At 68.0% G+C, this 13,288-nt stretch carries 12 protein-coding genes; 11 read left to right on the forward strand and 1 reads right to left on the reverse strand.

Annotated elements, in window-relative coordinates:
• The first annotated feature begins 8 nt into the window (after positions 1-8).
• The 6 genes from FDK12_RS06145 to FDK12_RS06170 all read left to right on the forward strand — a co-directional run bounded on the left by FDK12_RS06145 (position 9) and on the right by FDK12_RS06170 (position 6,704).
• On the forward strand, positions 9-968 hold the full coding sequence (locus tag FDK12_RS06145) for an ABC transporter permease (protein ID WP_137368714.1): 960 nt from the start codon (positions 9-11) through the stop codon (positions 966-968).
• A 131-nt stretch (positions 969-1,099) separates the two neighbouring features.
• Entirely contained in the window at positions 1,100-1,942 is an 843-nt protein-coding gene (locus FDK12_RS06150) for an ABC transporter ATP-binding protein (RefSeq protein ID WP_223263141.1), read from the forward strand.
• Entirely contained in the window at positions 1,939-2,730 is a 792-nt protein-coding gene (locus FDK12_RS06155; protein ID WP_137368715.1) for an ABC transporter ATP-binding protein, read from the forward strand. The genes FDK12_RS06150 and FDK12_RS06155 overlap by 4 nt, the downstream gene beginning before the upstream one ends.
• 60 nt (positions 2,731-2,790) lie before the next feature.
• Positions 2,791-5,379, forward strand: a complete 2,589-nt coding sequence (locus tag FDK12_RS06160; RefSeq protein ID WP_137368716.1) for a glycoside hydrolase family 2 protein — start codon at positions 2,791-2,793, stop codon at positions 5,377-5,379.
• Complete coding sequence (locus FDK12_RS06165) at positions 5,376-6,293, forward strand: ROK family protein (protein ID WP_137368717.1); 918 nt, start codon at positions 5,376-5,378, stop codon at positions 6,291-6,293. The genes FDK12_RS06160 and FDK12_RS06165 overlap by 4 nt, the downstream gene beginning before the upstream one ends.
• A gap of 156 nt (positions 6,294-6,449) precedes the next feature.
• Entirely contained in the window at positions 6,450-6,704 is a 255-nt protein-coding gene (locus tag FDK12_RS06170; RefSeq protein WP_137368718.1) for a hypothetical protein, read from the forward strand.
• A 126-nt stretch (positions 6,705-6,830) separates the two neighbouring features.
• Here the strand turns inward: FDK12_RS06170 and FDK12_RS06175 are convergent, their stop codons facing one another.
• The gene (locus FDK12_RS06175) at positions 6,831-7,853 is read right to left on the reverse strand and encodes a LacI family DNA-binding transcriptional regulator (RefSeq protein WP_137368719.1); all 1,023 of its coding nucleotides are present in this window, start codon (positions 7,851-7,853) and stop codon (positions 6,831-6,833) included.
• Positions 7,854-7,966: 113 nt separating this feature from the next.
• Here FDK12_RS06175 and FDK12_RS06180 point away from each other — a divergent pair, with 113 nt between their 5' ends.
• The 5 genes from FDK12_RS06180 (at position 7,967) to manD (ending at position 13,242) form a co-directional block, all read left to right on the forward strand.
• Complete coding sequence (locus FDK12_RS06180; RefSeq protein WP_137368720.1) at positions 7,967-8,701, forward strand: sugar phosphate isomerase/epimerase family protein; 735 nt, start codon at positions 7,967-7,969, stop codon at positions 8,699-8,701.
• Positions 8,698-9,819, forward strand: a complete 1,122-nt coding sequence (locus FDK12_RS06185; RefSeq protein ID WP_137368721.1) for a Gfo/Idh/MocA family protein — start codon at positions 8,698-8,700, stop codon at positions 9,817-9,819. The genes FDK12_RS06180 and FDK12_RS06185 overlap by 4 nt, the downstream gene beginning before the upstream one ends.
• A 122-nt stretch (positions 9,820-9,941) precedes the next feature.
• Complete coding sequence (gene mgrA / locus FDK12_RS06190) at positions 9,942-10,988, forward strand: L-glyceraldehyde 3-phosphate reductase (RefSeq protein ID WP_137368722.1); 1,047 nt, start codon at positions 9,942-9,944, stop codon at positions 10,986-10,988.
• A gap of 89 nt (positions 10,989-11,077) precedes the next feature.
• On the forward strand, positions 11,078-12,016 hold the full coding sequence (locus FDK12_RS06195) for a biopolymer transporter Tol (protein ID WP_223263121.1): 939 nt from the start codon (positions 11,078-11,080) through the stop codon (positions 12,014-12,016).
• The gene (manD, locus tag FDK12_RS06200; RefSeq protein ID WP_137368724.1) at positions 12,013-13,242 is read left to right on the forward strand and encodes a D-mannonate dehydratase ManD; all 1,230 of its coding nucleotides are present in this window, start codon (positions 12,013-12,015) and stop codon (positions 13,240-13,242) included. Before FDK12_RS06195 ends, manD begins: the two co-directional genes overlap by 4 nt.
• Positions 13,243-13,288: the final 46 nt, after the last annotated feature.

A 13,288-nucleotide genomic window follows, 5' to 3' on the forward strand; every position in this document is an offset into this window, starting at 1 on the left:
GATCCGCCATGACCACCACCACCCAGGACCCGGGGATCGCCGCCGCGAGTGCGCGCTCCTCCCGGACCAAGCGTTCCCTGCCGCCCATGACCCCGAAGCTCGCCACGGGACTCCTGATCGCGGGCGGCATCACCCTCTTCGGGATCATCGCACCGTTCTTCGTCGGGAATCCGTCCCAGGTCAACAACGTCGGCCTCGCCGGCCCCGCTGACGGATTCATCCTCGGTACCACGCAGACCGGACAGGACGTCTTCGCGCAACTGGCCTACGCGACGAGGGGGTCGCTGACCGTCGGCCTGATCGTCGGAGTGCTGACCCTGTTCCTGTCCGCGTTCTTCGGCATCATCGGCGCCTACTTCGGCGGTTGGCTCGACGAGTCCTTCTCCCTGTTCACCAACGTGATGCTGGTGATACCGGGCCTTCCACTGGTCATCATCATTTCCAGCTACGTGCCCGAGAAGAGCATCCTCCTGGTGTCGGTGGTGCTGGCGATCACCGGCTGGGCGGGCTCGGCGCGCGTGCTGCGCGGCTTCACACTCAGCGTGCGCAACCGCGACTACGTCGCTGCGGCCCGGGTGTCGGGCGAGAAGCCCTGGCGCATCCTCGGCGTCGAGATCCTGCCGAACCTCATCCCGCTCCTGGCATCGCAGGTGGTGTTCGCCGTGATCTTCGCGATCCTCGGTGAGGCGGGCCTGTCCTTCCTCGGCCTCGGCGCCGCGGATTCCTTCACCTGGGGCACCATGCTCTACTTCGCCCAGAACGGGCTCGCCCTGCGGCTCGGCGCCTGGTGGTGGTTCGTCCCACCGGGACTGCTCATCGCACTGTTCGGCGCGGCGCTGGCACTCATCAACTTCTCCATCGACGAGATCATCAACCCGAAGCTGCGCTCGCAGACGCGCGCCACCCGCCGCTCCTGGAAGCTCTCGAAGGCCGAACTGCGTGCAGCCACCAAGGAGGACGTCCTGTGAGCAGCATCAACCAGGAATCAGGTGCCGTCGGCGTGAGTATCACCGACCTCGGCGATCGCGGGGCGCCGGCGGCCCGGCCGGGACGGGAGCACCGCAGCGAGCGCGCGGCCGAGGTCCGCGAGCACCCCGTCCTGACGATCGACGACTTCAGCATCGAGTACAAGGGCGACCGCGTCGTGAGGGCAGTGAAGAACGTGACACTGTCCCTCGGCCGGGGGGAGATCCTCGGACTGGCGGGGGAGAGCGGCTGCGGGAAGTCGACCCTCGCCTACGGCATCAACCGGCTCCTGAAGCCTCCGGCGGTCATCACGGGCGGCAGCGCCCACTTCCACTCCCGCGAGGGCTACGTGATCGACCTCAACGAGCTCAGCGGGGAAGAGCTCCGGGCGTTCCGCTGGGACAAGATCGCGATGGTCTTCCAGGGCGCGATGAACTCGCTGAACCCCGTGATCACCATTCAGCGGCAGATGGAGGACATCTTCTCCACGCACCGCCCGGACATGTCGAAGAAGGACCGACGCGCTGTGTGCGGGGACCTCCTCGAGCGCGTGGGCGTGGACCGGGACCGGCTGCGTTCCTACCCCCATGAGCTCTCCGGCGGCATGCGGCAGCGCGTCATGATCGCGATGGCGATGGCCCTCGACCCACAGGTCATGATCATGGACGAGCCCACCACGGCGCTCGACGTCGTCGTGCAGCGCGAGATCCTCCGCGAGATCACCCGCCTTCGTGCGGAACTGGGGTTCGCGGTCATCTTCATCACCCACGACCTCCCGCTGCTGCTGGAGATCAGCGACCGCATCGCCGTCATGCGCGAGGGCGAGATCGTGGAGCTGGGCGACGCGGTCGACCTGTACACCAACCCGCAGCATGATTACACGAAGAAGCTTCTCGCCTCCTTCCCCAGCCTCACCGGTGAGCGCGGCGACTTCATCCGCGGCGGGTCGCGGATCCAGAACGGAGACCACGCATGAGCGCCCTCGAGGTGAATGATCTCGTCAAGGAGTACAGGCTGCGCAACGGCCGGCACTCGAGCACCCTGAAAGCCGTCAACGGCGTCAGCTTCTCGATCGACAGCGGCCGGACCGTTGCGCTCGTCGGCCAGAGCGGCAGCGGCAAATCCACGCTCGCCAAGCTGCTCATGCAGCTCGAGCGCCCGACCTCGGGAAGCATCACGCTCGACGGCGAGCCCGTCAGCAGGCGCGGTGCCGGCCTCCGGCAATACCGCAGCGACGTGCAGATGGTGTTCCAGGACCCCTTCGCGTCGTTGAATCCGTACCATACGATCGCCCATCACATCGGGCGCCCGCTCGTCCTGCACGGCAAGGCGAAAGGCCGCGACGAGGTCATGGCCGGCGTCACCAAGTTGCTCGAACGCGTGCGGCTGGACCCGGACATGGCGGAACGCAAACCGCACGAGCTCTCGGGCGGCCAGCGCCAGCGCATCGCGATCGCCCGTGCGCTCGCGCCCGAGCCGAAGATCCTGGTCGCGGACGAGCCGGTGTCCATGCTGGATGTCTCGATCCGCCTGGGCGTCCTGAACCTGCTGGCCGACCTGCAGCGGGAGGAGAATCTCGGGGTGTTCTACATCACCCACGACCTCGCGACCGCCCGTCACTTCTCCGACGACATCCTGGTGATGTTCAAGGGCGAGATCGTGGAGCGCGGGCCGGCCGACGACGTGATCCTGAACCCGCAGCACGAGTACACGCAGCTCCTCGCGGAAGCGGCCCCCAACCCGGAAAAACGCATCAGCGCCTGACCACAGGCCCCCGAACCGCAGGCGCACGAGCCCCTGCACACCGACCACTGGAGTAAGTGCATGAACCTCACGACCACCGCCCCACAGATCCTGGACCTGGGCGGCGCCTGGAACCTGACCTGGACCGCAGGGCCGGACGACGCCCCGACCTACGCGACGGCCGGTGCGCCGATCCCGGCCACCGTGCCGGGGCAGGTCCACACCGACCTGCTGGCCGCCGGCCTGCTCGAGGACCCGGACGTCGGCTTGCGGGAAGCGGACCAGATGTGGATCGGGCACTCGCAGTGGACCTACTCGCGGCGCTTCGAGTGGAACGGCGATCTGTCGGGAGACCGCATCGAGCTCGTCGCCGACGGCCTCGACACCTTCGCCACCGTCCGCCTGAACGGGCACGAGATCGCGGTGACCGCGGACCAGCACATCGGGTACCGCTGGAACGTCGCCCACCTCCTCGTGTCCGGTGAGAACCTTCTCGACATCACGTTCGGGTCCGCCTGGGACGCGGCCCACGAGTGCGAGGCCAAGCTCGGCGAGCTGCCCCGCCCCTATGACGAGCCCTACCCCTACGTGCGCAAGAGCGCGTGCAACTTCGGCTGGGACTGGGGGCCACACTATGTCACCGCCGGTATCTGGCAGCCGATCCGGCTCGAGGCATGGTCACGCGCCCGGATCGATTCGATCCGACCCGACGTGGTGCTGGAGGCGGGCGCGGCACGCGTCAGCGTAAGTGTGGGTGTCGAACACCAGGGGCCGACGTCGGGCCTGTCGGTCGACGCTGTCCTCACCGCCCCGGACGGCACCGAGTCCGCGCGAGCGAGTGTCCCGGCGGACGGGAGCGACGTCGTCCTCGGGCTGGACGTCGCCGATCCGCAGCTGTGGTGGCCCGTCGGACTCGGTGGGCAACCGCTGTACGGCCTCTCCGTCGAGGTACGGGACGAGCACGGGACGGTGTCGTCCGCCGAGCGGCGCATCGGTCTGCGCACCGTGGTCGTCGAGGAGAAGCCCGACGCCGTCGGGACCACATGGGCGCTGGTCGTCAACGGCCGCCGTGTCCGGGTGCGTGGCTACAACTGGATCCCCGACGATCCCTTCATCGCGGAGGTCACGGAGGAACGGCTGGGACAGCGTCTGGACCAGGCGGTCGACGGCGGAGCCAACCTGCTGCGCGTGTGGGGCGGAGGCTACTTCTCCACCGAGGAGTTCATGGCAGGCTGCGACGAGCGCGGGCTCATGGTCTGGCACGACTTCCTCTTCGCCTGCGCTGCGTACGACGAGTCGGCCGCCATGATCGACGCAGTGACCACGGAAGCCGAGCAGGCCGTTGCGCGGCTGTCCTCCCACCCGAGCCTCGTGATCTGGTGCGGCGGCAACGAGTGCGTCTGGGGCATGTACGACTGGGGGTGGTCCGAGATTCTCGACGGGCGCCCCTACGGAGCCGCCTTCTACACCGAGGTGCTCCCGGGTGTCCTCGGCAGGCTCGATCCGTCCCGTCCCTACGTGCCCAACAGTCCCTGGTCAGGCTCACTCGACAAGCACCCGAACGACCGCGACTCCGGGCCAGTGCACATCTGGGAGGTGTGGAACAACGTCGACTTCGTGCACTACCGGGACGTCGATCCGCCCTTCGTCTCCGAGATGGGTTGGTGCGCGCCGCCGGCCTGGTCGACACTGCAGCGTGTCGTGACAGATGGCGAGCTCGTCCCGGGCAACCCTCAGGTGGCACACCACATGCGGGCCGCCGAGGGCATGGAGAAGCTGGCGAGGGGACTGGCGCCGTACTTCGGCGAGCCGGAGGCGGCTGAGGACTGGCATTACCTCACGCAGATGGTGCAGGCCCGCTCTCAGGTCGCGGGCGCCGAGTGGTTGCGTACCCGCGAACGGTGCGCGGGCGTGGTCATCTGGCAGCTGAACGACTGCTGGCCCGTGCTGAGCTGGTCCGCCGTCGACGGCGACGGGATCGAGAAGCCCGTCTGGTATGCGCTCCGGCGTTCCTTCGCCGAACGGCTGCTGGCAATCGTGCCGGTCACTGCCGGCGGAACCGATGACCCGACGGGCCCGGACGGGCTCGAGGTGGTCGTCGTCAACGACGGCCTGAGGGACTGGACGGCCGACGTCGTCGTGCGCCGGCTCGGGCTCGACGGTGCGGAGATCGCCCGGGAACAGGTCAGCCTGACAGCCGCGGCGGACGGCACGGCCCGTTCGCTCCTGCCCGCCGCGCTGGTCGCTCCGAGCGAGCGCGAGTTCCTCGTCGCCGACGCCGGCGGCTTCCGCTCCACCTGGTTCTTCAGGCCCGATGCGGCACTCGCGCCCGTGGAGACGCGGTTCTCGGCCCGTGCTGTCATCGAGGAGGGTGCACTCCGTGTCACCGTCGAGGCGCAGTCGCTGCTGCGCGACCTGTGCCTCTTCGCGGACCGTCTCGCGGATCGGCTCGGCGTATCGGCGCCGGACCTGACCGTCGACGACATGATGCTGACCCTCCTGCCGGGGGAATCCGCGGTCTTCACCGTCAGCAGGCGGGACGGCGCTCCCCTCGATGTGCAGGCGGACCTCTCGGCGGCCGAACTGTTCCCCGTCATCCGCTGCATCGGTGACGGCGCGGCCCTGGTGCCGGCCTACTCCGACGAGTCTGCAGGGGACATCGCACGATGATCGCCGGCATCGAGACCGGTGGCACCAAGGTGATCTGTGCGGTCGCCGATCCCCGGGATCCGGGGACACTGGTGGACCACGCCCGCATCGACACGACGACACCGGAGCGGACGCTGGGAGCCATCCGCGGCTTCCTCGCGCCGCACGCGGTGGAGGGACGGTTCGACGCCGTCGGGATCGCGTCGTTCGGACCGGTGGACGTCGACGCCGCGTCACCCCGCTTCGGCTGGATCACCTCCACTCCCAAGCCGGGATGGCGCGACACGGACCTCATCACGCACCTCGCGCTGGCTCCGGGAACGCCGGTGCGTCTCGTGACCGATGTGACCGGCGCAGCGCTCGGCGAGCATCGCTTCGGTGCCGGACGGGGTGTCGACGACGTCGCCTACGTGACGGTCGGTACCGGCATCGGCGTGGGTATCGTCGTGAACGGCGCGCCCTTCACGCTGCGCAGCCATCCCGAACTGGGGCACCTCGTCATCAGGAGGCACCCACGGGATTCCTTCGCCGGGGTCTGCCCCTTCCACGGCGACTGCCTGGAAGGGCTCGCATCCGGGCCTTCGATCGAGGCGCGCTGGGGCAGGCCGGGGATGGATCTCGGGTCGTTGCGGGAGGACGCCGTCGCGCTCTCCTCCTATTACATCGCCCAGTTGCTCGCCACGGTCACCTACGCGGCGGCACCGCAGCGGATCGTCGTGGGCGGGGGCGTGCTGAAGACGCCCGGCCTGCTCGACGCCGTCCGGGAGCAGCTCGCGAAGCTGGTGGGCGGCGCGCTGGCCGGTCACCCGCTCCTCGACCGGGGCAGCGGGTACGTGGTCCGGCCGGAGTTGGGGGACGAGTCCGGGGTGCGGGGCGCCCTTTCCCTCGCCGGCGACGCCCGGTCCCGCGGAGCCGCGCTGGCGCTGACGGGCTAGCGCGGACACGGAGGGCCGCAGAAGAAAGTGCTGTTGCTGCGGACGGTCTTCGGGTAATCATTGAGGTGCAGCCAGCGACGCAAGGACCCGTGGGGGCGGTTTCGACGACCAGTCTGCAGACACATGGTCGCACCAGAGGAAGAGGGTTCCGTAGCAATGTCAGAAGCAGATCTCCACAGGCTCGCCGTTGCCGCAGCAGACAAGGAAACTGCAGCATTCGAGCTCGATCACGCGGAGTTGAACCTGAAGGAAGCCGTCGTCGTGGCGCTCGAGCACGGAACCGATCCGAAAGTCATCGCCCAGGTCGTGGACCTCGAGCCGGAGGAAGTACTGGAGTTGACCGGCGCCCCGGACGAGCCGGCACTGCTGACCCTGGACCAAGCGATTCCGGGCGCTTCCGACCTCCCCTGAATCATCGACCGTAGCTGCCGGACCGCCCCGCGGGGCCGTCCGGCAGGTACGGTGGGGGTCGCGCGGCCCCGGGGAACCGCGGCTCCTCGATGTCGGTGAGTCCTGGCAGGAGCGTGGGCGACGGCCCTAGGTGGGCGAGGTGCTCGACCTCACGACGAGTTCACTGCCCGGCATGGAACGCGTCCGGACCTCACCGGTGTCGAGCAGTGACAGCAGCAGTTCGGCGGCAACCCGTCCCTGCATCCCCGGGTTGCGGGACAGGGCGGTGACGGACGGCGAGGCGAGCTGGCAGTGCAGGGAGTCGTCCCAGCTGATGATCGCCACGTCGTCGGGACAGCGCAGGCCGAGGTCCCGAAGGGCCAGCAGCCCGCCCATGGACATGAGGTCGTTGCCGAAGACCACCGCCGTCGGGGGGCCGGCCGAGCCGGCAGTGATCAGGTGCGTCATCGCCTTCCTCCCCGATTCCAGTGCGTAGTCGGCTTCGTAGTGCTCCACGCGGATTCCGTGACGCGCTGCGCACTCCCGCACGCCCCTGATCCGCTCCTCCTCGTGCAGGAACGTCTGTGGTCCAGAGACGTGCGCGATCCTCCGGTGCCCGCCGGCGTCGAGATGGTGGACGATCGTCGCGGAATCCGCGCCGTGGTCGGCGGTCGTACCCGAGAAAGTGGGCGGCGAGCCGGTATCCGGAGCGCCGTGCAGCACGAAGGGAAGGCCGAGCCGCTCCAGCAGGGCCGGGCGGGGATCGTCGTGCAGGTGGTCGAACACGAGGACGCCGTCCACCTTCCGCTCGCCGGCCCACCGCTCGTAGGTAGCCCGTTCCTGCGCCGGATCCTTGGCAACCATCCTCAGCAACAGGGCCATGTCCCCCTCTGCGAGGGCTGTCTCTATGCCGGCCAGGAGGCCCATGTAGTAGGGCTCCGTGCCGATCAGCAGCGGATCGGCGGACAGTACCATTCCCACGGCGCCGGCGCGCGAGCGCGAGAGGGCCCGCGCGGACGAGCTGGGGTACCACTCGAGCTCCTCTGCGAGGTCCAGTACCCGGCGCCGGGTCAGCTCGCTGACACCCGGCTGGCCATTGAGGGCGTAGGACACGGATGCCTTCGAAATGCCCAGCCGCTTCGCCAGACCGGCAATGGTTTCCTTGGCCATGGCTTACACAATAGCCCCACGATTCGCTTGACCGACCCCGGTATATCCCTTAGGTTCGTCGTACTACCTGAACCGGTTCAGTAGTACCACTTTCTCAGCGAGGAGAATCTTCCGTGACGTATTCACTCCAGCTCTACACACTACGGACAGCGATAGGGGAGGACCTGCCGGGCACCATCAAACGCGTCGCCGGGCTGGGTTACACCGCCGTGGAACCGTACAACTTCGTTGCGACGGCGGATGAGCTGGCAGAGGCCCTCAGCGCCAACGACCTCACCGCGCCGTCCGGGCACGCGCCGCTCCTCCGCGCCGATCAGGACGAGATCTTCGAGGCAGCCCGCAAGCTCGGCATCGGCACGGTCATCGACCCCCACGTGGAGCGCTCCCACTGGACCTCGGCCGAGGACATCAAGGCCACCGCGGACGCTCTCAATGCGGCAGCGAAGAAGGGCGCCGAGTACGGCATCAGGGTCGGCTACCACAACCACGAGTTCGAGCTGGAGGAGCGCATCGACGGCACCTCGGGGCTCGAGGTCCTGGCCCATTACCTCGACCCCGAGGTGGTGCTCGAGGTGGATACCTACTGGGCAGCCGTAGGCGGCGAGGACCCGGCCGAGCTGCTCCGCCGCCTCGGTGACCGGGTGCGCTTCGTCCACATCAAGGATGGTCCGCTGACGAAGAACGACAAGGAGCAGGTGGCGGTCGGATCGGGCAAGATGCGCGTGTGGGACGTGCTCGACGCCGTTCCCGGCCTTGAGGCCGCCGTCGTGGAACTCGACGATTTCGACGGCGACATCTTCACCGCCGTCGCCGACAGCCTGGCCTACCTGAACGAGGGGAAGAAATGAGCACCGGAGCAGTGCGCACGGGCCCCGTCGGAGTCGCCATCATCGGCGCAGGGGTCATCAGCAAGGAATACCTGACGAACCTCACGAGCTTCCCGGACGTGAAGGTGCATATCGTCGCGGACATGTTCGAGGAGGTCGCCGCAGCGCGGGCCGCGGAATTCGGCGTTGCGTCGTCCGGTGGCGTGCAGGATGCCCTGAACCACCCCGACGTCGAGATCGTCGTGAACCTGACGATCCCCGCCGCGCACGTCGAGGTGGCGACGGCCGCGGTCAATGCCGGCAAGCACGTCTGGAGCGAGAAGCCGTTCTCCCTGGACCGCGAGAGCGGCGAGGGCCTCCTGAAGGCGGCTGATGCCGCAGGGCTCCGCCTCGGCTGCGCCCCTGATACCTTCCTCGGCGCAGGCCTGCAGACAGCACTGCGCCTCGTGGCACGCGGCGACATCGGCGTACCCCTGACGGCCCTGACCCTGATGCAGTCACCGGGTCCGGAGTCCTGGCACCCGAACCCCGCTTTCCTCTTCCAGGAAGGCGCCGGACCGCTCTTCGACATCGGTCCCTACTATCTGACGACGCTCGTGCAGACGTTCGGCGCGATCACCAAGGTGGCGGGATTCGGCTCGAAGTCACGCGAGACCCGGACCATCGGGTCGGGCCCGAAGGCCGGCGAGGTCTTCGACGTGACCGTACCGTCCCACGTCAGCGCGATCGCGCAGTTCTCGAACGGGGAGTCCTCACAGAGCATCTTCAGCTTCGATTCGCCGCTCAAGCGCGCCGGCTTCGTCGAGGTCACCGGTTCAGAGGGAACGCTCGCGTTCCCCGACCCGAACAACTTCACGGGTGACCTGATGCTCACGCGCCGCGGAGCCGACGAGCCCGAGGTGATCCCGGCAGTCGGAGCCACCTCCACGCGCGGCAGTGGGGTGCTCGAGATGGCGCGCGCCCTGCGTGAGGGCCGCCCGCACCGCGCGCAGGGCGAGATGGCCTACCATGTGCTCGATGCCATGGTCTCCATCTCCGAGAGCATCGAGACGGGTCAGTTCGTCTCGCTCTCGAGTACCGCGACGGCCGCCGAGCCACTGCCCGAGGACTGGGACCCGTACGCCTCCACCCTCTCCTGATCCCGGAGGGTGCCGCGGGTAGTCCCCGCGGCACCCTCCGTCCACTTCGGCGGCACATGCCTCTGCCTCCGCCCGGACCACCGACCGGTCCGGTCACTGTGACACCACGAACGGAATCCACCATGACGTACCACCCCGCTGATGACCGCTATGAGACGATGCCGTACCGCCGGGTGGGGAGGAGCGGGTTGTTGCTTCCGGCCGTCTCGCTGGGCCTGTGGCACAACTTCGGCGACGACAAGCCGTTCGGGACGCAGCGTGACATTCTTCGCCGGGCGTTCGACCTCGGTGTCACCCATTTCGACCTCGCCAACAACTACGGGCCAGCGGCGGGTAGTGCCGAGACCAATTTCGGCCGGCACCTGAAGGATGATTTCAGGCCGTTCCGCGATGAGCTCGTGATCTCCACGAAGGCCGGGTACGGCATGTGGGCGGGTCCCTACGGCGAGTGGGGGTCGCGGAAGTATCTGTTGGCGAGCCTGGACCAGTCCCTGGAGCGGATGGGCCTGGATTATGTCGACATCTTCTACAGCCACCGCCCTGATCCTGACACTCCGTTGGAGGAGACGATGGGTGCGCTGGACACCGCGGTGCGGTCCGGGCGGGCCCTGTATGCGGGTATCTCGTCGTACTCGCCGGAGCGTACGCTCGAGGCGGCCGCGATCCTGGCGGATCTGGGGACGCCGTTGCTGATCCATCAGCCCTCCTACTCGATGCTGAATCGGTGGACCGAGAACGGGACACCGAACCTGTATGAGGCATTGGAGCAGTCGGGGGCCGGCTCGATCGCTTTCTCGCCGTTGGCGCAGGGCCTTCTGACGAGCCGTTACCTCGACGGTGTTCCGGAGGACTCGCGGGCGGCGTCCAACAAGTCCCTCGATGCGGGTCAGTTGAGCGAGGAGAACCTGCGCCGTATCCGTGGTCTGAACGGCATCGCGGAGGGTCGCGGTCAGACTCTCGCGCAGATGGCCATCGCCTGGGTGCTTCGGGACCAGGTCAAGGGCAGCCCGGTCACGTCGGCGCTGATCGGGGCCTCGAGCGTGCATCAGCTCGAGGACAGCCTGGCTGCGGTGCAGAACCTCGACTTCACCTCCGAGGAACTGCAGGCGATCGACGAGTTCGCGGTCGACTCCGACATCAACCTCTGGGCCAAAGCCCTCGAGGCGTAGCCGCAGCGATGACGGTACCGCTGAGGACCGTACCGCGGGCGGTGCGGTCCCGCGCGGCACAGACCAGGGCAACACGCGGAAGGACCATCGTGGACGGGCACACCAGCACGACGGACGACTATCCCGGTTACGCCGCGACGACGTCATGGCGCCAGCTCCTCCCCGGCCAGCGTTCCCGGCTCACGGTGTTCGACGTCGTCGCCCGCTCCGCGACGTGTGTCTTCGAGACCGAGGACTTCGTCATCGAGGCGCCGAACTGGACGCCGGACGGGGAGCGGCTCGTCTTCAACTGCGACGGGCTCCTGTACGGCACGGCCCCGGAGGAGGACAGCCAGCCAAGAGTCATCTACACGGGGGCGGTGACGGACTCGAACAATGACCACGTCATCTCCGCAGACGGCCGCTTCCTGTACCTCTCCTCGCAGGACGGGCACCTCTACGAGGTACCGATCGCCGGCGGAGAGGCGCGGCGCGTCACCAGGCCCGACGACGGCCTCGAAGCGCGCTACCTCCACGGCATCTCACCCGACGGCGGAACACTCGTACACATCGGCTGCCGTCGCCTCGGCGGCGTGACGACCTACAACATCTACGCGGTCGGCGTACGGGACGGCGCCACCCACAGGCTGACCGAATCCGAGCGCCCGCACGACGGCGTCGAGTACAGCCCGGACGGGCGCTGGCTCTACTTCAACTCCGAGCGCTGCTCGGAGCGCGCAGGGCATTCCCAGGTGTTCCGCATGCGCCCCGACGGCACCGGGGTGGAGCAGCTGACCTTCGACCACCGCGTCAACTGGTTCCCGCACCTCTCGCCCGACGGCGCCGTCCTCGTGTACCTCAGCTACTCGACGGGAGTGCAGGGCCACCCGGCCAACGAGCCCGTGCTGCTGCGCGTCGCGGACAGCGATGCACGGAACGCCTGGGACGCCGTCGAGGTGTTCGGCGGCCAGGGCACGATCAACGTCAACAGCTGGGCGCCGGACAGTCGCCGCTTCGCGTATGTCGACTACCCCCTGGAGGACGCATGAGGATCATCGCCGCGGACGTCATCGTGACGAGCCCGAGCCGGAATTTCGTGACGCTGAAGATCACGACCGACGAGGGACTGACAGGGTTGGGGGACGCGACACTGAACGGCAGGGAACTGGCTGTCGCGTCCTATCTGACGGACCATGTCACCCAGCTGCTGATCGACCGGGACCCACACCGTATCGAGGACACCTGGCAGTTCCTCTACCGCAGCGCCTACTGGCGCCGTGGTCCCGTGACGATGGCCGCGATAGCCGCAGTGGACATGGCGCTCTGGGACATCAAGGGCAAGGCGGCAGGCATGCCCGTCTACCAACTGCTGGGCGGGGCGTCGCGCACGGCCCTGCGCACCTATGGGCACGCCTCCGGCCGGGACATCCCGGAACTGTTCGACTCCATCCGGCACCACCTCGAGGAGGGTTACAAGTCGATCCGGGTGCAGAGCTCGGTGCCGGGCATCACGGCCCTCTACGGTGTCGCGGCGCAGGCGCAGGCCACGGGGGAGCGGTACGACTTCGAGCCGGCCGGCCGCGGTGCCCAGCCGACCGAGGAGGACTGGGACACCCGGGCCTACCTCAGGCACGTGCCCACCGTGTTCGAGGCCGTCCGCAACGAGTTCGGCCCCGAACTACCGCTGCTGCACGACGGCCACCACCGCATGACGCCCATTCAGGCGGCGAAACTCGGCAGGTCGCTGGAACCCTACGACCTCTTCTGGTTGGAGGACGTGACGCCGGCCGAGAACCAGGACGCGTTCCGGCTGATCCGCCAGCACACCACCACTCCGCTGGCCGTCGGCGAGATCTTCAACACCGTCTTCGACTTCCAGGCCCTCATCAAGGACCAACTCATCGACTACGTGCGGGCGGCATCGACGCACTTCGGAGGGATTTCACCGCTGAAGAAGGTCATGGACTATGCGGCGCAGTACCAGATCAAATCCGGGTTCCACGGCCCCACCGATGTATCGCCGGTCGGCCTGGCGGCGCAGAGCCATGTAGGGCTGGCAATCCACAATTTCGGGATCCAGGAGTACATGGAGCACAGCGCGAAGACCGATACCGTCTTCGAGCAGTCCATGACGTTCACGGACGGCTACCTGCACCCCGGAGATACTCCCGGGCTGGGTGTCGAACTCAACGAGGAGGCCGCCGCATCCTTCCCGTACCAGCAGGCATACCTGCCCTACAATCGCCTTTCGGACGGCACGGTCCACGACTGGTAGGCGCCCCCGCTCGGGGAATCCGCCGGGTACTGGCGTAGGCTGGAAT

The organism is Arthrobacter sp. NamB2 (assembly GCF_005281365.1).
Classification (GTDB): Bacteria; Actinomycetota; Actinomycetes; order Actinomycetales; family Micrococcaceae; genus Arthrobacter_D.

Excerpts from the sequence above, each read along its gene's own strand:
- FDK12_RS06155 (WP_137368715.1), top strand. The coding sequence starts at position 1,939 with ATGAGCGCCCTCGAGGTGAATGATCTCGTCAAGGAGTACAGGCTGCGC.
- FDK12_RS06165 (WP_137368717.1), top strand. The coding sequence starts at position 5,376 with ATGATCGCCGGCATCGAGACCGGTGGCACCAAGGTGATCTGTGCGGTC.
- FDK12_RS06145 (WP_137368714.1), top strand. The coding sequence starts at position 9 with ATGACCACCACCACCCAGGACCCGGGGATCGCCGCCGCGAGTGCGCGC.
- FDK12_RS06185 (WP_137368721.1), top strand. The coding sequence starts at position 8,698 with ATGAGCACCGGAGCAGTGCGCACGGGCCCCGTCGGAGTCGCCATCATC.
- FDK12_RS06170 (WP_137368718.1), top strand. The coding sequence starts at position 6,450 with ATGTCAGAAGCAGATCTCCACAGGCTCGCCGTTGCCGCAGCAGACAAG.
- FDK12_RS06160 (WP_137368716.1), top strand. The coding sequence starts at position 2,791 with ATGAACCTCACGACCACCGCCCCACAGATCCTGGACCTGGGCGGCGCC.
- mgrA (WP_137368722.1), top strand. The coding sequence starts at position 9,942 with ATGACGTACCACCCCGCTGATGACCGCTATGAGACGATGCCGTACCGC.
- FDK12_RS06175 (WP_137368719.1), bottom strand. The coding sequence starts at position 7,853 with ATGGCCAAGGAAACCATTGCCGGTCTGGCGAAGCGGCTGGGCATTTCG.
- manD (WP_137368724.1), top strand. The coding sequence starts at position 12,013 with ATGAGGATCATCGCCGCGGACGTCATCGTGACGAGCCCGAGCCGGAAT.